Consider the following 18,353-nt stretch of genomic DNA (forward strand, 5'->3'; position numbering starts at 1 on the left):
AGTCTCGGGCGGTCGCGGGACCCGTCCCGGCCGTTGGCGGTGAAGATGCCCGAAGCCTCTCGGCCCGACATGGCAATCCGGCAGACTGGGCCAGCAACAAGACGCAGGAGGGCGGGACGTGAACTGGTCGTGGTCGTCCTTTGCTACGGCGGTCGTCATCATGGTCGTGCTGTTTCTGCCCAGAGGCGGGCGCGTCCGGCTGAAGGCACTGCTCGCTGTCGCCTTCGTGGTGATCGGCGAGGGGATTCTCCTCAGCAACGAGGGTGGCAAGCTCTTACTCAACGCCTTGATGTTCCTGGCGGCAGGGCTGCTGCTTCTCGCCGAAATCGCCACGAGCCGTGAGAATCCGCTGGTCCCGTGGGTGTGGATGGGGACGGGGGCTGTCGGCATGGTTCTTACCGTGTGGTGGCCAGACGAGCTGATCGCATGGACAGACACCATGCGGTCGCGGTTGATCATCGGTTGCGTGGCTGCCGCTCTCCTCCTGGGCGTACTGGCGTTGCGCGGCCACCGGCGGGCCACGACGGTTCGATACGACCCGCACGACCTGTCGGGCTTCTGACCCATGGGCCAGACTCCGTCCACTGCATTGCAGGTGTTCCTGCTGGTGCTTTTCGTGCTGCCCGGGATCAGTTATCAGTTCCTGCGGGAACGCCTCCGCGGACCCGTCGCGCGGGAGAGCAATCTGGGCGAGCGGGTCCTGCGAGCTGTGACGGCGTCCATTCTGCTGGACTCGCTCTACGCGATCGTGCTCGGTCCGCCGTTGGTACGCGCGGTTCGCGGGGAGGGGCGGGCCGGCTGGGACGGTGTCGTCCAGCAGCCGCGCCTTGCCGGTCTGCTGGCGTTGGTCCTCTTCATCGCCGTACCCGCTGCCGCGGCCGGGTGCGCGTCGGTGTGGCAGCGCCGTCGGCTGCCCACTAGGTACCGGGCGGCACCCAGCGCGTGGGATCATGTTTTCCGGCACCGCGGTTCGTGTTTCGTGCGTGTCCGCCTCAAGGACGGGACGTGGCTCGGTGGATGGTACGGGTCCCGCTCCTATGCGACGTCCTATCCCGAGCCGTCGGAACTCTTCCTCGAATCGGCCTGGCGGATGAACTCCGACGGCAGCTTTGCCGACCGGGTGGAGCGCACCGCCGGCCTGTACATCCGAGCAGCCGACGCCGATGTCGTCGAACTCATCCACCCGCCGGACCTGCCCGGGCCGGCCCCAGCGACACGCAGGGAGGCACCGCTTGCCCGAGTTGACCCCTCATGAGCTGGAACTACTCGCCGAAGCCGCCGAGTTCCGGGGCTACACACCGCGCGACCAGGTACCGGAGCCCGAGCAGGGGCCGCCCGGACCTGCGAGCGCGTCGGAACCGCCGGCCCAGCAGGTGGCCCAGCAGGCAGCCCCTGACCAGACGCCGCCGACCGACCAGTAAGGCGTCACGAACCCACATGGACGTGGCCGGCCCATAGCGCTGGGAAGTTCGGGTACCGGTCACGTGCCGTGCATGTCGCTCGGTGCACGGCGGTAGCGGCATCCACCGCTCCACGTGAGGTGCCCGAAGCGGCCAGGTGCCGGTAGATCCGCGTGGCGAACTCTACGCCAACGCGGTCCTGGAGGAGCCAGAGCGTGGCAACCACCTGCCGGAACCCGGCGAGTTGGAATGACGAGGCGAGATGGATGGCCTCGTCGAAGAGACGATGACCGGGTTGGGCGGTCGAGCAGGAGGAGACGTAGGCCAGTTCCGCGTTCGGTAGCCGCAGCCGGGAGATGTCGGCCACGGAAAACGAACGCCGCTGGTGGTCGTGGAGCAGCAGTCGCCCCCGGGATGGCGCATCGGGGTCCGTGACTGCATGGCAGGCGAAGTGAGCCCAGGCCGAGCGGGGCAGTTCGGCGAGAACGCGTTCGGCGACCGCCTCTCGGCTGGACAGCACTCGGGCCCCCGTGAAGAGGGACCGCACGGCGTCCGCTTCCGCCAGTGCGCCGCTCAGGGGCATAGCACCCGGAGTCTCGGGGAGGGCGACGACCAGGGGGCGGGGCGCGGTACGGGAGGGCCGCCGCGCCCGAGCGCCGTGCAGGGCACGAACGGTGGGCGCGTAGGAGGAGACCACTCGGTCCAGCAATGTCTTGGGGTCCGGGTGATTGCGAGTGTCGTGATAGCCCGCCGCGTGCACCGGCAAAAGGGCCAGTGGCCCGGTCGGTACCCACCACACCCGCGGCAGGTCACCCTCCTGCGGCGACCGGTGAAGCCCCAGGGCCTCCACCACCGGTTCGGCCACTGCGTCCCACAGCCAGGTGAGCACCTCAGCGAAACGCTGCTGTCGGTCCACGTCGAGCAGGTGCTCAGGCCGCACCGCGTCGACCGTCTTCCGCACCTGCTCCTCCACCGCTCGTAACGTGACGGCCGGCAAGGGGACCGTCCGCACACCGCCAGGCTCCAGGATGATCGCGTCGGACCGGTACGTGCTGACGTTCAGAAAGATGATCGGGCCCTCCTGCGCGGCAGCGAGCAGCCCGGTGAGTTCCGGGCCGCGAGCGAAGGCCGAGAAGCCGCGCTGTGCCCGGATGCGTTCCAGCAGGGAGTCCCAGCGGGCCTCCAGCGCGCGCCGCGTCTGCCGGTCCCGGTCACGGCCCCGGACCGGGGCACCATCCTGCACCGGGCCCGTCCAGGTCCCCTTCACGCCGATGGTCGGCTCCTCGTCGGTGCCGAGGAGCGGCTCGGGGGCATGCACGTCGTCCAGTGCGTCGCGCAACTCCTCGAACTCCTCAGCAAGTCCGGGATGGTGCCGGCGTAGTGCGGTGAGGTCGGCACGGGCATCCAGGACGCGGGCGAGCAACACCCCGCGCCCCTGTTCCATGAGCGTCACGGCCTTCTCGGGCTGTCCGGCAGCCAGAGCGCAGGCCGCGGCGGAGGCCGCGATCCCGGACCATCGGCCGAGCCGGTACTCCTGGTCACTGCGGCGCAGCTCGCGCGCCGCCAGCCGCGGCAGCAGCTCGATCACGGTCTCCAGGGCGACCACCGCTTCGGCATACTCCCCGGCCGATGCAGCAATGTCGCCCCATGCGATCCCGGCGGCCACCCGGGCCGGGATGTCGGCCACTGGGCTGGTCGTCGCGTCCCGGGCCGGCTCCAGCGCATCTGCAAGATCGGCGGGCCGGTGGGAGGCCCGGTAGCGGCTGTGCATGGCCAGCGCCAGATTCAGCTGGTGGCCGGCGCGGGCAGGGTCGTCGGCGAGGGCGTTGCCAACGGCGGTCCGGGCCAGGCCGATGGCCTCCTCCAGCTCCGCCGTGTTGGGGGTGTGCGCGTAACGAACACGCAGCACGAGGGCCAGGTTGTTCAGACAGGTGTCGTACAGGCGGTGGTCCGCAGGCATGTGCTGCGCAGCCTGTCGGCCGACTGCCAGCGCCTGGTCGAGGTCGGCCCACTGTCCGGTCATCCGATAGCGCTGTACCAGCAGTCCGCAGAGCGTGGTCAGATCGACCACCCGCAGGTACGGTCGGTCACCCGACTGTGTGGTCGCCATGACGAGTTCCAGGGTCGCGATGGCCTCATCGAGGTCGGCTGTGCGCTGCGTGCGCTCGTACCGGCTGCGCAGTACGGCGCTCAGCTCACCGAGGCACGCGATGTGATCGCCTCGGTGGGCCCGGGACGCAACGCGCACAGCCTCGCGGCTGGTGTCGAGCGCCTCATCGAGGTCGGCGGCGTCCCCGAAGTGGTCGTGGCGCACCCGTAGCGCGCAGCTCAACTGCGAGAGCAGGACACCTCGGCGGGGCTCGCGGCCGGACTCGGCCGCGGCTACCTCCCGGGCCGTCGCGATGGCCTCGAACAAATCGTCCCCGTTCCGCAGACGCTCGTACCTGCCACGCAACGCCATCACCAGATTTGCCGCGTACTCGATCCGGGCCGGTTCACCCACGCTGGCCTGGACAGCCAGCCGGAGCTTCTCGATGCCGTCGTCCAGCATCTCCACCCTGCCGGTGAGATCAAAACCCCGCAAGGAAGAGCGGCCCGACTGGTTCGCTTCGAAGGCCGCAGCCGGATCCAGCGCCGGATTCTCGCGCTGGCGAAGATAAATCCGCTGGGACCGCAGCCAGTTCAGACAGAAGCCGGCCGTCGCCATGGTGAGCGCGGTCGGTTCGACCCAAGGGTGCGGCATCGGGTGTGACAACACCGTCATCAGGCCCACCGTGCCGCTCATCAGACCCGATATGCGCATGCGCCGGTCGATGTGGCGATCTCCCGCCAACCCCAGCGACAGCACAACGAACCCATTGAGCAGCGCCACCATCCCCCACCACATGAGGGCCACAATAGGCGGAAGCCCTGGTACGACAACGGCACACTGCCCATGCAGTCCATCGCCTTACCGCGCGACCAGCAGGACGCCGCCGGGCGCCACTGCATCAGGCGAAGGATGCGGAGTTCGCCAACATGCACCTGGACGCCCTCCGATCCCTAGCACGTGCAGTTGTTCGCCAGCCAGTTCCGGTTCTCCGGCGGAGAGTTCGAGGACGACCGCGGTGCGCTGGGGGCCGCGGATGGTGTACCGGTGGTTGCGCCGGCGCAGGTAGGCATGCAGGGCCCGGGTCTGGTTGGGGTGGTTGGAGTTGGCCAGGGTGAACTGCCGCAACGGGCCGACGTGAGCCTCGATCGGGTTCGCCCAGGACGCGTAGGTCGGGGTGAAGCACAGCTCGACCTTGTTCTGGGCCGCCCACCTGCGAATTCTCCAGTTCAGGTGGGCAGAGAGGTTGTCCAGGATCACGTAGATCGGAGTGCTGTCCGGGCGGGCGGCGCGGATTGATCGCAGGGCGGCCCAGGTGTGGTCGATGCCCGTCGCGGCGGCCCGCCCCGACTGCACGTCGATGATTCCGGCCGTGGCTCGGTCTCACGGCCCTCGCGTTCCCTCACCCGACCACGCAGCCGGTCGTGAAACTCGGCGATCAGCCCGTGCTCGCGCCAGCGGCGGAAGAAATCGTAGACCCGGCCCCAATCGGGGAACTCCGCGGGCAACGCCCGCCAGGCGATCCCGCCCGCGACCAGGTAACGGATCGCGTCCAGCAGCTGGCGGTCGCAACAGCCCTCGGGCTGTCCGCCCCGTCCCTCCATCCAAGTCGGCACCGGCAGCAACGGCCGGATGGCCGCCCACTCCGCGTCCGCACCCGATCGGGATGGTCAGCTGCGTTGCCGTGCACGTGCGCGAGGCAAGCGCATGATGGTGCAGCCAAGTTGAACTGGACAGGCTCCGACGCGTACAACATCGACACCAGGGCCTCCAGGCATAGCTCGGTTCGATTCGCATCCCCGAACTTTCGACCCGCACGTTCCATGATCGGTTGATTTACGACTTCTCACCGTCCTTGCAGAGCCGTAAGACCCGCCGGCGGGCGGCTTCTCGCGCCCGCCCGCTCCTGCCGCCTCCGAGCTCCCGGACCTGGCGCAACCGCCTCATCCACAAGCTCTGGTGTCACCGTAGACTTCCATCCTCTGCGGGCCTCTGACCCACCGCTTCACACCGCTTCACGACGAGGCATGGAGCCTGCACGCATAGCCAGACTCAGAACTATGTTGCCCCACCACATGTGCGCCTGACCTGCGCCTTTCTACCGTGTGCCGATACCTACCCGTCCCCACCGCACACGAGGAAGTGGCGCACATGACCTCCGGAACCACCGCTCCCCCACCACCCGCGAACCTCCGTCGCATCGTCGCCGCCAGCCTCATCGGCACCACCATCGAGTGGTACGACTTCTTCCTTTACGGCTCCGCCGCCGCCCTCGTCTTCAACAAGCTGTTCTTCCCGGACTCCGATCCGCTCGTCGGCACACTGCTGTCCTTCCTGACGTACGCCGTCGGATTCGCCGCCCGTCCGCTGGGCGCGCTGGTCTTCGGGCACTTCGGTGACCGGCTCGGTCGTAAGAAGCTGCTGGTGCTGAGCCTGTTGCTGATGGGTGGGGCGACGTTCGCGATCGGGCTGCTGCCGACGCACGCGACCATCGGGTCGGCGGCGCCCGTGCTGCTGACCGCGCTGCGCCTGGTGCAGGGCTTCGCGCTCGGTGGTGAGTGGGGCGGGGCCGTGCTGCTGGTGTCCGAGCACGGGGACGCGCGGCGGCGCGGCTTCTGGGCCTCGTGGCCGCAGACCGGCGCACCGGCGGGCCAGTTGCTGGCGACCGGAGTGCTGTCCCTGCTGACGGCCGTACTGTCGGACAGCGCCTTCGGCACCTGGGGGTGGCGCATCCCCTTCCTGCTCTCCGGTGTACTCGTGATCGTCGGTTTGTGGATTCGTCTGTCTGTCGATGAATCGCCCGTCTTCAAGCAGGCGTTGGCGCAGGCGGAGACACGCAAGGCCACACACGCGACCGACGCCGAGAAGCTGCCGCTGGTCTCCGTGCTGCGGCACCACTGGCGTGACGTGCTGGTGGCGATGGGCGCGCGTATGGCGGAGAACATCAGCTACTACGTCATCACCGCGTTCATCCTCGTCTACGCCACCACATCGGCCGGCGTCTCCAAGCAGACCGCCCTCAACGCCGTGCTCATCGCCTCCGCCGTGCACTTCGCCGTCATTCCGGCCTGGGGTGCGTTGTCGGACCGGATCGGCCGCCGTCCCGTCTACCTGCTGGGCGCCATCGGTGTCGGGCTGTGGATGTTCCCGTTCTTCTCGCTCATCGACACCGGCGGCTTCGGGAACATGGTTCTCGCCGTGACCGTGGGCCTGGTGTTGCACGGCGCCATGTACGCACCCCAAGCCGCCTTCTTCTCCGAGATGTTCGCGACCCGGATGCGCTACTCCGGTGCCTCGATCGGCGCCCAGTTCGCCTCGGTCGCGGCGGGCGCGCCCGCACCGCTGATCGCGACCGCGCTGCTGGCCGACTACGACAGCTCCACCCCGATCGCCCTGTACGTCGTCGCCGCGTCCGTCCTGACGGTGATCGCGATCGGCGCGGCCAAGGAGACCCGCCACCGGGACCTCGCCGACATCGAGGCCTCGGCCCACGCGAAGCCTTCGGCCTCCCGGGCGGCGGACGCCCACATCGTCTGACCCGCCCCGCGCACCGGCCCCCGTACGCCTGCGTACGGGGGTCAGCGCTGTGCCGGTGCCGACAACCGGTGCAGCCGCAGGGCCAGTTGGATCTCCAGGGCGCGAGCGGGGCCCTGCCAGTCGTCGCCGAGGAGGCGACCGACGCGCTCCAGACGCTGGGCGACCGTGTTCACATGGACGTGCAGTTCGTCCTTGGTGCGGGCCGGGCTCATTCCGCAGGCGAAGTACGCGTCGAGGGTGCGCAGCAGGTCGGTGCCGCGGCGTTCGTCGTAGGCGACGACCTGACCGATCGTGCGGTCGACGAATCCCGCGATGTCCCGGTCCCCGGCCAGCAGCAGTCCCACGAACCCGAAGTCCTCGGCGGCGGCCCCGTCCCCGGAGCGGCCGAGCAGTCGCAGGGCGTCGAGGCAGCGCCGGCCCTCCTCGTATGCGGCGGCCACGGCGTCCGGGTGGGCGGCCAGGTTCTCGACCGGGGCGGAGGCGCCGACGGTGACCGCCTCGTGAACGGCCGTGCCGAGGTGGCGGGCGGTGCTGCGGGCCAGGGCGGTGGCCGTGTCTCCCGTGTCGAGCGGCAGGAGCAGGACCGTGCCGCCGTCACGGGCGGCCGCCAGGCCGTGTCGGGTCGCGGCGAGGTGGGACGCGGCGGACCACAGGCGTCTGCGGGCGGCCGCCTCCTGGTCGGCGTCGGCCGCGGTGACGTCGAGACGGGCGGCGAGGACGACGTGGGTGGCGTCGAGGTCGGCGTCCAGCCGCGCCGCGCGCTCGCGCAGCAGACGCGGGTCACGGTCACGGGCGTCGAGCAGGTCGTCCAACAGCTCGCCCCGGACGCGCTGTTCGGCCTCGGCGGCGGAGCGCCGGGCGAGCAGCAGGAGGGAGGTGACCATCGCGGCCCGCTCCAGAGTGCGCTGGTCGACGGGGTCGAGACCGGGGTGGCCGCGCAGCACGAGCGCGCCGAGCAGTTCGCCGCCGGCGGCCACGGCGGCGATCCAGTCGTCGTCGTGCCGTACGGCGTGGCCTTCGATGCGGGAGACCTCCAGGGCCCCGGCCGGTGCGGTGGTGGCCTCCGCGAACTCGACCGTGCCGTCGAGGACTTCGGAGACCGCGGCGGCCACGTCGTGCACTCCTCCGCCGCGCAGCACGAGTTCGGCGAGCCGGTCGTGCACGTCGGAGGCCCGTTCGATCACGCCGCTGCGGTCCTGGATGATCTCGTTGGCCCGCTCCAGGTCGGCGAGGGCCGAGCGGGTCTCGGTGAGCAGGTTCGCGGTGTCGATGGCGGCCGCGGCGAGGGCGGCGAACGAGCCGAGCAGCGCGATCTGCTCCCGCTCGAAGACCCGGGCGCGTCGGTCCGCCGCGAACAGGACCCCGATGACATGGTGTCCCAGCATCAGCGGCACCCCGAGGATGGCGACCAGCCCCTCGTCGCGCACGCCGGCGTCGATGGTGAGGGTGTGCTGGAAGCGGTCGTCCTTGAAGTAGTCGTCGGTGACATAGGGGCGGGCGGTCTGCGCGACGAGGCCGCCCAGCCCCTCCCCCATGCCGAGCCGCAGTTGCTGGAAGCGGGCGGCGACGGATCCCTCGGTCACCCGCATATAGGTGTCGCCCCTGGCCGGGTCGTTCAGGCTGAGATAGGCGATGTCCGTGCCGAGCAGCGACCGGGCGCGCTGCACGATCGCCTGCAGTACGGCGTCCAGGTCCCGCAGGCCGGCCAGGTCGTGAGCCGTCTCGAACAGGGCGGACAGCTCGGCCTCGCGCCGCCGCCGGCCTTCCAGCTCGGCGCGCACGCGCAGCGCGAGCAGCTTGGCCTGTTCGAGGGCGACGATCCGTTCGGTGGGGCTGCCCTCGGCGCGGGCGAGCAGCACGGGCTGCTCATAGGCATCGGCGGACGCGCCCCGGGCCAGCAGCTCGAGGAAGGGCGTCTCCGCGCTGCCAAAGGGCGCTCCGGCATCGGCTGCGGAGCGCTCGGCGGGGTGCACGTGATCGCGAGACATGCCGACAGGATTGCTCATCGCACCGCCACCGCGTCAGCCCTGTGGATAACTCGAAACTCCGCCGGCCCCGACCGGTCAGTGCGCGGTCCAGCCACCATCGAGCACGAGCGACGTGCCGGTCACGAAGGACGCGTGCGGGCCGCACAGATACGCCACGGCCTCGGCGACCTCCTCCGGTTCGATGAGCCGCTTGACCGCGCTGTCCTGCAACAGCACCTCGGACAGCACTCGTTCCTCGGGAATGCCGTGGGCCCGGGCCTGATCGTCGAGTTGCTTCTCGACCAGTGGGGTGCGCACATATGCGGGGTTCACACAGTTCGAGGTGACGCCATGGGGTGCGCCTTCCAGCGCGGCGGTCTTGGAGAGTCCCTCAAGGCCATGTTTGGCGGCCACATAGGCCGACTTGAAGGCCGAGGCGCGCAGCCCGTGTACGGAGGACACATTCACGATCCGACCCCAGCCCTGCCCGTACATATGGGGCAGGGCCCCACGGATGAGCCGGAAGGGCGCCTCCAGCATCACGGTGAGCACCGTGTGGAAGACGTCGGGCGGGAACTCCTCGATGGGGCGCACCAGCTGTATTCCGGCGTTGTTGACGAGGACGTCGGTGCCGGCGGCGGCGAGTTCGGCGGCGTCCAGGTCGGTGAGGTCGAGGACGTGCGGTTCGACGGCGCCTGCGAGGACCCTGGCCTGCTCGGCGAGCTCCTCCAGGCCTGCGGCATCCCGGTCGACCGCTCTCACCTTGGCCCCTGCGGCCGCGAGCCGTAGCGCACAGGCGCGTCCGATGCCACCGGCTGCACCGGTGACGAGGGCGGTGCGGCCGCCGAGGTCGAGCGGGACGGGCAAGGACGAGCCTTGAGCCGGGAGGATGCTGGGCGGGGTCATGGATCGACCCTAGGCAGCATCCTCGCCAGGCCACATATGGTCACAGCCCATACTTCAGTCCGAACTCATGGGCTCGAACCACGTGGGTTCATCGCACTGTGCCTGCTTGATCCGGAACAGCTGACGCTCGTCCATCGCGGGCAGTGCGTCCACCTCGTACCAGCCCACCTGGAGGGACTCGTCGTCGTTCACGCGTGCCTCGCCGCCCACGGCACGGCAGCGGAAGGTGATGTCCATGAACTGGCACGTGTCGCCGTTGGGATAGGTGACCTCACTGCCCGACCTGACCAGGACGATCCGCTCGGCGACGCACCGGACGCCCGTCTCCTCGTACACCTCCCGCACGGCGGCGACCGCGGGCTGCTCACCCGGGTCCGGGATGCCGTTGATCACCGTCCACTTGCCGTTGTCCGCGCGCTGCCCCAGCAGGACCCGTCCCTCGTCGTCGAAGACGACGGCGCTGACCCCGGGGAGCCACAGCAGTTGGTGACCGGCGGAGGCCCGGATCGTACGAATGAAGTCAGGAGTAGCCATGGCCACGACCCTAATGGGCCGATGGCGGCGTCCCCGGTGACTTCCGGGGGCGTGCGACCGGCGTACGGCTACATGTCACCGGCGCGCCGTGTCCGCAGGCCGGCGCCGATCGCCCAGCCGAGACCGCCCGCGGCGACCAGCAGCAGGGCCATCTCCGGCAGGATGCCGACCCGCGTGGCGGGCGTCTCGCTGGAGCGCAGTGGCACCTTCTGGACGAGCGAGTCGGCCACGAACATGCCCGTCCGCTGCGTGATCGTCCCGTCCGGCATGATGATCGCGCTGACGCCGCTGGTCACCGGGACGGTGACGGTCCGGCTGTGCTCGACCGCGCGGACGCGGGACATCGCGAGTTGCTGATAGGTCATCTCGCTGCGGTCGAAGGTGGCGTTGTTGCTCGGCACGGAGATCATCTGGGCGCCGTCGGTGACCTCGGAGCGCACGGTCCAGTCGAACGCCGCCTCGTAGCAGGTGACGAGGCCGACCTTGGCACCGCCCATGGTGAAGACGCCCGGCTCGCTGCCCCGGCTGAAGTCCTGGCGGACCATCGAGGTCCAGTTCTCGTTGATCGCCCCGACGATCGAGCGCAACGGCAGGTACTCGCCGAACGGCTGGATCTGCCGCTTGTCGTACGTGTCGACGGGCCCCTTGGCCGGGTCCCACAGGATCTGCTCGTTGAGCAGCTTGCCGTCCCGCTCGACGACGCCGCCGACGGAGATGGGCACGCCGATCGCCTTGGCCGCCGTGTCGATGACGGCGCGGGCGTCGGCGTTGGCGAACGGGTCGATGTCGGAGGAGTTCTCGGGCCACAGCACGAAGTCGGGCTGGGCGACCTTGCCCGCCTTGACCTCGGCGGCCAGCCGCTCGGTCTCGCGCGCGTGGTAGTCCAGCACGGCTCGCCGCTGGGAGTTGAAGTCCAGTCCGGCGCGCGGCACATTGCCCTGGATGACCGCGACGGTCGCGGTGCCGTTCTCGGCCTTGTCGCTGACCAGCGGCCGTGCGGCCACGGCGCCCACCACCGGTACGGCCACGCTCAGCAGGGCCACCGCCGCCGCGGAGCGCTGGACGGCCCGGGTTCGCCGCCGCTCGTCCGCCAGGCGGACGACCTCGTACAGACCGAAGCCGCACAGCACGACGGCGAAGCCGAGCACCGGTGTGCCGCCCACCGCGGCGAGCGGCAGGAAGACGCCGTCGGCCTGGCCGAAGGCGATCTTGCCCCAGGGGAAGCCGTTGAAAGGCGCACGCGCGCGTGCCCCCTCTCCGGCGATCCACAGCGCGGCCGCCCACACGGGCCACCCCGGCAGCTTGGACACCGCCGTGATTCCCGCGCCCACCAACGCGACGAAGACCGCCTCGATGGCGACCAGCGCCAGCCAGGGGCCGGGGCCGACCTCCACTCCGGTCCACACCAGCAGCGGGAGCAGGAAGCCGAGGCCGAAGAGATAGCCGAGGCCGAGGCCCGCCTTCCAGCTGCGGCCGCGCAGCACCCAGCCGAAGACGGCGAAGGCCGGCAGGGCCAGCCACCACAGGGTGCGCGGCGGGAAGCTGACGTAGAGCAGCACTCCGGAGAGCGCGGCGGCGAGGGCCGGGACCAAGCGCATGAGCCGTGCCGCGCGCGAGGCGGGCGCTGTCTGCGCTGGCAGCTGGTCCGGCTCGCCCACGGAAGTTGCAGTGACGGTCACTCCGGGAGTGTACGGCGGCTGACCTCGGCACCGACAGCGCGGTCCGGCAGCAGGAGCGGGCCCGGACCTGCGCACAGGTTCGGCGACTGTCCAGCGCACGGGGTGGGTCAACAGTCGACCGCCCAGCGCACGCCGAGCGCACAAGAGAAGTGGCCGCGGCCCCTCAGCCGACACGTGCCGACGCCCGCCGAGCGCACGGGACACCGACACCTGTCCGCCGATGCCCGTCCGCCGACGTCCGCCGAGCGCGCGCACACCGACACCCGTCCTGGCCCCGCAAGGGGCGCCGCATCGTTCCTGCACGACACGTCCACAAATCGCCCATCAGCCGATACGGTGTGCCGAAGCCTCAGTCGTACCGGCCTGTCAGGTCCGGGCGGCCGGGGCCCGTCACAGGTCGGGGGACCGGGTTCGGGGGGCGGGGTGGATGTCACGGGGATGACGTCTGCGGCAGGTCCGGATGAGGACAGCGACAGACGAAACGTTTCTGATGCGGCCGGCGTAGTGGTGCTGGGGGCCTGCGCCGCCTGGTCGCTGATCTCGGCCGCCGTACATGACGGGCGGCCCGAGGGTGTCCTGCTCGCCATCCTCGCGGTGGCGGCCGGTTATGCCGCCGGGCGGATCGGCGGGGCGCTGTTGCCGGTCGCCGCGCCCTGCGCCGGAGCACTGGCCGGAGTGGGCCTGACGCTGAGCGTTCCGCACCTGTCCCCCGGGCCCCAGATCGTCGCGCCGCTGGGACATACCGGGGCCACCGCCGCCGTGCTGACCCTCTCGGCGGGCGCCGCGTGCTGCGCCGCCTGGGCCACCGCGGCACCCGGCCTACGCCTGGGCCTGCGGGCGCTGGCCGCCGGAATCGCGGTGACCGCGGCGGTTCTGGGCTCGACCACCGGCTTCGTGACCTGTTCCGCCGTCCTGGTCTGCTCGCTCGCCGCGGGCCACCTCCGCCATCGCGGCCCGGGCATCCTGGGACTGGCTCTGGCCGCCGTCTCGGTCACCGGCCTGACCTGGACGGTCGCCGGGAACGCGCTGCCCGACGGACTCGCCGCCTGGCTGGAGACTCAGCTCACGCGACACCGGATCGAGCTGTGGCACGACGCCCTGAGCATGGCGGGACGGGACCCCGCCCTGGGCGTGGGCCCGGGACGCTTCGGTGAGTTCAGTACGACGGCCACCGCGACGGCGCTGTCCGACGGCAAGCCCCACTCGGCACCCCTGCAACAGGCGGCGGAACAGGGAGTCGTCGGCGTGCTGCTGCTGGCGGCGGCCTTCTGCTGGATGCTGTTCGCGCTGTGGCGCACCGCGCGCCCCACTCCCGTCGCCCTCACCGCGGGTGCGGCCCTGACGGCGCTGGCGGCGATCGCCGCGGTCGGCAACGCGCTCAGCTTCACCGCGGTGTCGGTGGGCGCGGGCCTGCTGGCGGGGCTGGCCACGGCACGCCCGATCGCCGACGGGTCACCGCAGCGCGAGATCGACGTACGCGCGCGTGGCGATCGGCAGGCCTCATGACACGTGGTGCTCAGAGCGGCGTGCCGGCCGTCCGGGTCCGCAGCCGGTCCCTGATGACCCGTACGGCCGTCTCCGCGTCGTCCACGGTGACCGTGAACGAGTGGCCGTCCCACAACCGCAGCACCAGACCCTCACCACGCCGTACGACGACCGCGGTGCCCTTCTCGGGCCGCCATCGGTAGCCCCAGCCACCCCAGTGGCGCGGCGTGACATGTGGGACGAAGTCGGCTCCTACGACCTCGGACAGGGGGATACGGCGGCGCGGCACACCGAGGTGGCCGCAGCGCACCTCGAGACACTCCTGGTCGACCTTCAGCGCGACATGCACGAACGCCAGCGTTCCGAAGAGGACCAGCAGCCCGGCCGCGATGCAGCCGACGACGGCCATCACGAGCGCGGCGATGCCGCCGGTCCACGGGGAGTCGATGGCCAGCTCGATCCCGAGCGCCATACAGGCGGCGCCGACGAGCGCCAGCAGCCATTGGACCCGGTTGGTCGCCCGCCCGGTCCACACATCGGGGTGCGCGTTCCTGCCGTGGGGGTGGTCCCTCATGCCTATGAGATTACTCAGGTTTCGCTGCGCCGGTATCGCGCTGCACAGGGTGACTGCGCCGACCGGGGCCATGGTGGACCGGGAGCGTCCGCATGGTGACCGCCGTTTACCGTGCGGGGCTGATCGCCTGCAGGAGACGGCCTTCCTCGTAGGCGAGGGCGGGCTCGGGGAGCATGCCCTCCCGGCCGCTCAGCAGCACTGTCAATGTGCCGTTCGCCTGGGCTGCGGGAGCGGGCTGCTCGCCCAGTCGGCGCAGCGCCTGCGCGGCGACCGCTCCGGCGGAGCCGTGCAGGACGAGCGGGGGGAAGCCGGGGCGCTGGACGGCGGCGCGGATCCGCTCGGCCACGAGCTCGTAGTGCGTGCAGCCCAGAACGACGGTCGTCACGTCGTCGGGGGTCAGTGCGGCGGCTGCGGCGACGGCGGCCTCGATCGCCGTCTGGTCCGCGTGCTCGACGGCCTCGGCCAGCCCGAAGCACGGCACTTCCGTGACGGTCACGCCGTCGGCGAAGTCCTTGATGAGACCTCGCTGGTAGGGGCTGCCGGTGGTCGCGGGCGTGGCCCAGATGGCGAAGGGGCCGCCACCGGCCGCGGCCGGCTTGATCGCCGGGACCGTACCGATGACCGGTATGCCGGGTTCGAGGCGGGCGCGCAGGGTGTGCAGCGCGTGCACGGTCGCGGTGTTGCAGCCGATGATGAGTGCGTCGGGCCGGTGCGCTGCGGCGGCGTCGGCGACGGCCACGGCGCGCTGTGTGAAGTCTTCGGGGGCCCTGGGGCCCCAGGGCATGCCGTCGGGGTCGAGCGAGAGCACGAGATCAGCGTCGGGGCGCAGCCGCCGTACGGCGGCGGTGGCCGCGAGCAAGCCGATTCCGGAGTCCATCAGCGCGATCTTCACCCGGCCACGATAGACGATGGGCCCTTGGGAGCCCCTCCGGTGGGGCAGACTGCGCGCGTGAGCGCCATCGCGTGGACCGCCGCCGGATCACTCGCCGCCTGGCTGTGGCTGCTGCTCTGCCAGGGCCTCTTCTGGCGTACGGACGTCAGACTTCCGAAGCGGAGGGAACCGGACGAGTGGCCGTCGGTCTGCGTCGTCGTCCCGGCACGGGACGAGGCCGCGGTACTTCCCGCGAGCCTGCCGTCGCTGCTCGCGCAGGAGTATCCGGGGCGCGCGGAGATCTTCCTGATCGACGACGGCAGCTCGGACGGCACGGGTGAACTGGCGCGCGAGCTCGCTCGGCGGCACGGCGGACTGCCGCTGACCGTGGGCTCCCCCGGCGAGCCACCGGCCGGCTGGACCGGCAAGCTGTGGGCGGTGCGCCACGGTATCGGGCTGGCACGCGCGCGTGGCCCCGAGTACCTGCTGCTGACGGACGCCGATATCGCGCATGCGCCCGACAGCCTGCGGGAGCTGGTCGCGGCGGCGCGCACCGGGGGCTTCGACGCCGTCTCGCAGATGGCCCGGCTACGGGTGGAGAGCCTGTGGGAACGGCTGGTCGTGCCGGCCTTCGTCTACTTCTTCGCCCAGCTGTATCCGTTCCGCCGGATCGGCAGGAAGGGGACACGTACGGCGGCCGCGGCCGGCGGGTGCGTACTGCTGCGCGCCGAGGCCGCGGAACGGGCGCGGATTCCGGACGCCATCCGGCACGCCGTCATTGACGACGTGGCGCTCGCGCGGGCCGTCAAGAGCGGCGGCGGCCACATCTGGCTGGGCCTCGCCGAGCGGGTGGACAGCGTGCGCCCGTATCCACGGCTGCGCGATCTGTGGCGGATGGTCTCGCGCAGCGCGTACGCGCAGCTGCGGCACAACCCTCTGCTGCTGGCCGGGACGGTGGCCGGGCTCGCGCTGGTGTATCTGGTGCCGCCCGTGGCTCTGGTCGCGGGGCTGGTCGGTGGGGATACGGCGACGGCGGCGTGGGGCGGTCTCGCGTGGCTGGTGATGACAGGGACGTACGTCCCGATGCTCCGCTACTATCGCCAGTCGCTGTGGCTCGCTCCCCTGCTGCCGTTCACCGCGTTCCTCTATCTCCTGATGACGGTCGACTCGGCGGTGCAGCACTACAGGGGGCGGGGCGCGGCCTGGAAGGGCCGCACCTACACGCGTCCGGACGCGGTGCCCGACGAGGGCTGACTACTTGCGGCCGGGCGTCCAGTTCATGCCCCATGCGTAGGCGTGGTCGACCGTGCGCTGCGGGCTCACCCCGCGCTCGGGCACCAGGTAGCGGGCCTCGCGCTGGACGACCAGGTCGCTGCCGGTGTTGGTGATCAGGGTGAGCGCGCAGACCGTCGAGGGGACCGTGCACTCGTCGAGCGAGAAATCGACCGGCGCGCCGTGCTGCGGCGTGAGCGTGACCGTGGCGTTCAGGTCTGCGAAGGAGCGCGCCCCTTCGTAGATGGTCACGAAGACCAGGATGCGCCGGAAGGACTGCTGGTGGTCGAGGTTGACGGTGAGGTTCTCGCCACTGGCCACGGCGCCGGTGCGGTCGTCGCCGTCGAGGAGGATGTACGGGGGCTGGTGCAGGGCACCGAAAGCGTTACCGAGGGACTGGATCACTCCCTTCCTGCCGTCGGCGAGCTCGTACAGGGCGCACAGGTCGAGGTCGAGGTCGTTGTGCATGGCGACCGAGCGGCCCAGTTTGCTCGCCCAGCCCGAGAACTGCTTGCGCACCTGCCAGTTGAGGTTCACGCGCAGGGCGCCCGAGGTGCCGCCCTGCTTGGTCAGTGAGACCGAGGGGGAGGCCTTGGTGAGCGTCACCTTGCTGAGGCTGAGCGGCGCAGTCTGGGGTACGGGCGGGGGAACCGGCGGCATGGCGGGCGGCTGCATGGTGGCCGGAGGCGCCATGGGCGGGGGCGGGGTCATCGGGGAGGCGACCGGCGGGGGCGGCGGTGTGGGCGCCTCCTGCTGGGGTTCGTCGACCGTGATGCCGTAATCGGTGGCCAGGCCTTCGAGACCGCTGCCGTATCCCTGGCCGACGGCGCGGAACTTCCAGGCGCCCTGGCGGCGGTAGAACTCACCTAGCACGAAAGCGGTTTCCACGGTGGCACCCATGCTGTCGAAGCGCGCGACGGGGGTGCTCTGGGCGGCGTCCTTGACTTCGATGTAGAGCTCCGGCACCCGGCCGAACGCGCCGCCGTCCGAGGAGGCGGCGAGGATGACGGTCTCGATCGCGGGCTCCACGCGCGCGAGGTCGACGAGCAGGCTGTCGGTCACCCGGCCGCCGGCGTCCCGCTTGCCCTCGTGCCGGACGGCGCCGGAGGAGTGCGCGGGCTGGTTGTAGAAGACGAAGTCCCCGTCGGAACGGACCTTTCCGCCGACCAGTAGCAGCGCCGAGGCGTCCGCGTCGGGCACGCCCGGTCCGGAGCGCCAGCCCAATTCGACCCGCAGTGCCGTCGTCGGCACCGGAACATTCGATCCTTTCGACATTGACATGTCCGCCCCCATCAAGGGTCACAGCGCCAGGCATGTCCCGGCAGCTCATCGGGTTCTACAGGGTCAACCTATTCCCCGCGGCAGAGAACTCCCATGACGGGTAGAGGAACACCGACGGCCAACCCCCGGTAACCCGCGCGGAACTCGGCATTTACACGATCCGAGCGCGGATTGGCGTCCCTTTTTGCCAAGTTCGCTCGCATTGGGGATCCGGCGTCACTGCGGACACATAAAACAACCCTCTTATCGGTCTCCCCAACCAGCACATCGTGGGCTTAACGTATGCGCCATGACCTCCCCCCGCTCCACCTATGGCGGCGGCTACTACTCCGCCTCCTTCCCGGACACTCCGATCTACGACTCGCTCGTGGCCGAGCGGGGCACCCCGCAGATCGCCCCGATCCGGGTCCCCGCCGCATACGACATGCCGGGCGGCAATCTGCCCGCGCTGCCGTCGGCGCTGCCCGCCCTCCCGGCGGCCCCGTCCCAGCCCTCCTACGGTTATCCGCAGGCGCAGCAGCCCGCTCCGCTACAGCAGGCGCCCGCGGCGTACATCCCGCAGCAGGCGGCCGCGCCCCGCGGCTATCCGGGTCCGCAGGCGCAGCAGCCTCGGCCGGTGGCACCCGGCGGCATGGGCTACGAGGCGATGCGCCCCGCGGCTCCCCGCCCCGCCGCGGCGCCTTACCAGGACCCGTACAACAACCAGCAGTATCGCGGCTACTGACCCCGTTCCCCCCGGACTGTCGGCGCCACCTGGC

The 18,353-nt window shown here is 70.8% G+C and carries 16 protein-coding genes and 1 pseudogene; 7 read left to right on the forward strand and 10 right to left on the reverse strand.

The window, feature by feature from the left end; all coding sequences use genetic code 11:
- Positions 1-118: 118 nt before the first annotated feature.
- The 3 genes from ABIE67_RS06155 to ABIE67_RS06165 are packed head-to-tail and all read left to right on the forward strand — an operon-like array spanning position 119 to position 1,421.
- The gene (locus tag ABIE67_RS06155; RefSeq protein ID WP_370254513.1) at positions 119-562 is read left to right on the forward strand and encodes a hypothetical protein; all 444 of its coding nucleotides are present in this window, start codon (positions 119-121) and stop codon (positions 560-562) included.
- A gap of 3 nt (positions 563-565) precedes the next feature.
- Entirely contained in the window at positions 566-1,255 is a 690-nt protein-coding gene (locus tag ABIE67_RS06160) for a DUF6338 family protein (protein WP_370254515.1), read from the forward strand.
- Positions 1,233-1,421: a hypothetical protein gene (locus ABIE67_RS06165; RefSeq protein WP_370254517.1), complete on the forward strand. Its 189-nt coding sequence runs from the start codon at positions 1,233-1,235 to the stop codon at positions 1,419-1,421. Before ABIE67_RS06160 ends, ABIE67_RS06165 begins: the two co-directional genes overlap by 23 nt.
- Before the next feature lie 4 nt (positions 1,422-1,425).
- Here the strand turns inward: ABIE67_RS06165 and ABIE67_RS06170 are convergent, their stop codons facing one another.
- The 3 genes and pseudogenes from ABIE67_RS06170 to ABIE67_RS06180 form a co-directional block, all read right to left on the reverse strand.
- Positions 1,426-4,287 carry a CHAT domain-containing protein gene (locus tag ABIE67_RS06170; RefSeq protein WP_370254519.1) on the reverse strand — a complete coding sequence of 954 codons (2,862 nt, stop codon included), beginning with the start codon at positions 4,285-4,287 and terminating at the stop codon, positions 1,426-1,428.
- Between the two features lie 103 nt (positions 4,288-4,390).
- Positions 4,391-4,818, reverse strand: a pseudogene (locus tag ABIE67_RS06175) (transposase); the annotation flags it as partial.
- Positions 4,746-5,093, reverse strand: coding sequence for a transposase (locus ABIE67_RS06180; RefSeq protein WP_370254521.1), 348 nt, complete (start codon positions 5,091-5,093; stop codon positions 4,746-4,748). The pseudogene ABIE67_RS06175 and the gene ABIE67_RS06180, both read right to left, overlap by 73 nt.
- 547 nt (positions 5,094-5,640) lie before the next feature.
- Here ABIE67_RS06180 and ABIE67_RS06185 point away from each other — a divergent pair.
- Entirely contained in the window at positions 5,641-7,026 is a 1,386-nt protein-coding gene (locus ABIE67_RS06185; RefSeq protein WP_370254525.1) for an MFS transporter, read from the forward strand.
- 41 nt (positions 7,027-7,067) lie between these two features.
- Here ABIE67_RS06185 and ABIE67_RS06190 read toward each other — a convergent pair whose 3' ends face one another.
- From ABIE67_RS06190 to lnt, 4 genes are all read right to left on the reverse strand, one after another.
- Positions 7,068-9,014, reverse strand: a complete 1,947-nt coding sequence (locus tag ABIE67_RS06190) for a helix-turn-helix domain-containing protein (protein ID WP_370254530.1) — start codon at positions 9,012-9,014, stop codon at positions 7,068-7,070.
- Between the two features lie 75 nt (positions 9,015-9,089).
- Positions 9,090-9,899: a 3-hydroxybutyrate dehydrogenase gene (locus ABIE67_RS06195; protein ID WP_370254534.1), complete on the reverse strand. Its 810-nt coding sequence runs from the start codon at positions 9,897-9,899 to the stop codon at positions 9,090-9,092.
- 54 nt (positions 9,900-9,953) lie between these two features.
- On the reverse strand, positions 9,954-10,433 hold the full coding sequence (locus ABIE67_RS06200; protein WP_370254537.1) for an NUDIX domain-containing protein: 480 nt from the start codon (positions 10,431-10,433) through the stop codon (positions 9,954-9,956).
- 68 nt (positions 10,434-10,501) lie between these two features.
- Positions 10,502-12,112, reverse strand: coding sequence for an apolipoprotein N-acyltransferase (lnt, locus tag ABIE67_RS06205; protein WP_370254541.1), 1,611 nt, complete (start codon positions 12,110-12,112; stop codon positions 10,502-10,504).
- Between the two features lie 438 nt (positions 12,113-12,550).
- On the opposite strand from lnt, the gene ABIE67_RS06210 reads away from it, so the two are divergent.
- Positions 12,551-13,618 carry an O-antigen ligase family protein gene (locus ABIE67_RS06210; RefSeq protein ID WP_370254543.1) on the forward strand — a complete coding sequence of 356 codons (1,068 nt, stop codon included), beginning with the start codon at positions 12,551-12,553 and terminating at the stop codon, positions 13,616-13,618.
- 10 nt (positions 13,619-13,628) lie between these two features.
- Here the strand turns inward: ABIE67_RS06210 and ABIE67_RS06215 are convergent, their stop codons facing one another.
- Both ABIE67_RS06215 and ABIE67_RS06220 read right to left on the reverse strand, forming a co-directional pair.
- On the reverse strand, positions 13,629-14,171 hold the full coding sequence (locus ABIE67_RS06215) for a hypothetical protein (RefSeq protein ID WP_370254545.1): 543 nt from the start codon (positions 14,169-14,171) through the stop codon (positions 13,629-13,631).
- Positions 14,172-14,277: 106 nt separating this feature from the next.
- The gene (locus ABIE67_RS06220) at positions 14,278-15,063 is read right to left on the reverse strand and encodes a glutamate racemase (RefSeq protein ID WP_370254547.1); all 786 of its coding nucleotides are present in this window, start codon (positions 15,061-15,063) and stop codon (positions 14,278-14,280) included.
- A gap of 57 nt (positions 15,064-15,120) precedes the next feature.
- Between ABIE67_RS06220 and ABIE67_RS06225 the strand changes: the two genes are divergently transcribed.
- Positions 15,121-16,296: a glycosyltransferase gene (locus ABIE67_RS06225; RefSeq protein ID WP_370254549.1), complete on the forward strand. Its 1,176-nt coding sequence runs from the start codon at positions 15,121-15,123 to the stop codon at positions 16,294-16,296.
- Here ABIE67_RS06225 and ABIE67_RS06230 read toward each other — a convergent pair whose 3' ends face one another.
- Positions 16,297-17,589, reverse strand: a complete 1,293-nt coding sequence (locus tag ABIE67_RS06230) for a TerD family protein (protein ID WP_370254551.1) — start codon at positions 17,587-17,589, stop codon at positions 16,297-16,299.
- Positions 17,590-17,884: 295 nt separating this feature from the next.
- Between ABIE67_RS06230 and ABIE67_RS06235 the strand changes: the two genes are divergently transcribed.
- Positions 17,885-18,319, forward strand: coding sequence for a DUF6643 family protein (locus ABIE67_RS06235; RefSeq protein ID WP_370254556.1), 435 nt, complete (start codon positions 17,885-17,887; stop codon positions 18,317-18,319).
- Positions 18,320-18,353: the final 34 nt, after the last annotated feature.

The sequence above is a fragment of the Streptomyces sp. V4I8 genome (assembly GCF_041261225.1).
In the GTDB taxonomy this organism is placed as follows: domain Bacteria; phylum Actinomycetota; class Actinomycetes; order Streptomycetales; family Streptomycetaceae; genus Streptomyces.